Below are 949 nucleotides of genomic sequence, written 5' to 3'. Positions count from 1 at the left end.
TCGTGACGACGCGGTCGCCCTCCCCTACCAGGCCTTGAATCGCGATGTTCAGCGCCTCGGTGGAGTTCGCGGTGAAGCACACATGGTCCGCCCGCCCGCACCCGAAGAGCCGCGCGGCCTCCTCGCGGCAAGACTCGACAACGCGCGCGGCGTCGAGCGACTCCGCGGTGGCGCCCCTGCCCGCGTTGCCCATCGAGGTGAGCGCGCGGCACACGGCGTCGACGACCTCCGGCGGGCGCCAGAGGCTCGTGGCGGCGTTGTCGAGGTACACCACTTCACGTCTCGTCATGCGAGATCCCAAAGACCGACGACGTCCATGCCGCTCCACTCGATGCCCGCGGCGCCGAGCTCGCGCTCCATCTGCGGCCGGTCGGCCGGCGAGACCTTCCACGCGAGCCCGCAGCCGGCAGAGATCTGCCCGGGCACGGGGATCATGCGCCCGGGCAGGTCCTTCTTCGCGCAAAACTCCTCGCAGGCCATGGCGGCCGAGGTGGTCGGGAAGGTTATGACGAGCGAATCGACCTTGACGCGCATAACAGAGCCCCAGGCTACGGGCGGACGATGTTGGAGGCCTGCTCGAGCTTCTGGCAGATCACGTACATGTTCGTGACCTCGCCGACCGCGAGCTTGTCCGCGATGCCGTAGTGGTTGAGGCAGGTGCCGCAGGTGAGGATCTCGACACCCTGCTCGGCGAGCGCCTTGAGGTCGTCGAGCGCGGGCGACCCCTCGCAGGTCAGGTGCGCGCCGCCGTTGTAGAAGAGCATCGTCGCGGGCAGCTCGTCCTGCTGCGTGACGGCATAGATGAAGGCCTTCATGAGGTTGCGGCCGAGCTCGTCGGAGCCCGCGCCCATGGCGTCGGAGGACACCTGGATCACGAGGTTCTTCTTTGCGGGGACGAGGCACTGGGCGTCGTCGGCCTCGCCGGCGTCGACGGAGAGCCCCTCGGGAA

Annotated in this window: 3 protein-coding genes; all 3 read right to left on the bottom strand. The window is 68.7% G+C overall.

From position 1 onward, the window contains the following. The coding region (locus ACT84W_RS08895; RefSeq protein WP_444328954.1) for an aminotransferase class V-fold PLP-dependent enzyme at positions 1–289 on the bottom strand (289 nt) is incomplete at its 3' end. Continuing rightward, positions 286–534 carry a DUF3343 domain-containing protein gene (locus ACT84W_RS08890; protein WP_444328953.1) on the bottom strand — a complete coding sequence of 83 codons (249 nt, stop codon included), beginning with the start codon at positions 532–534 and terminating at the stop codon, positions 286–288. The genes ACT84W_RS08890 and ACT84W_RS08895, both read right to left, overlap by 4 nt. A 14-nt stretch (positions 535–548) precedes the next feature. Further along, positions 549–949, bottom strand: a 401-nt coding sequence (gene yedF, locus ACT84W_RS08885) for a sulfurtransferase-like selenium metabolism protein YedF (RefSeq protein ID WP_444328952.1), incomplete at its 5' end; no start/stop codon positions are given.

The organism is Paratractidigestivibacter sp., assembly GCF_052362415.1.
Taxonomy (GTDB): Bacteria; Actinomycetota; Coriobacteriia; order Coriobacteriales; family Atopobiaceae; genus Paratractidigestivibacter.
The sequence above is the reverse complement of the archived record's forward strand: the minus strand, read 5'-3'. Positions and strand labels throughout refer to the sequence as shown.

Bases quoted from the DNA above. Each gene is read 5' to 3' on its own strand.
- ACT84W_RS08890 (WP_444328953.1), bottom strand. From the start codon at position 534: ATGCGCGTCAAGGTCGATTCGCTCGTCATAACCTTCCCGACCACCTCG.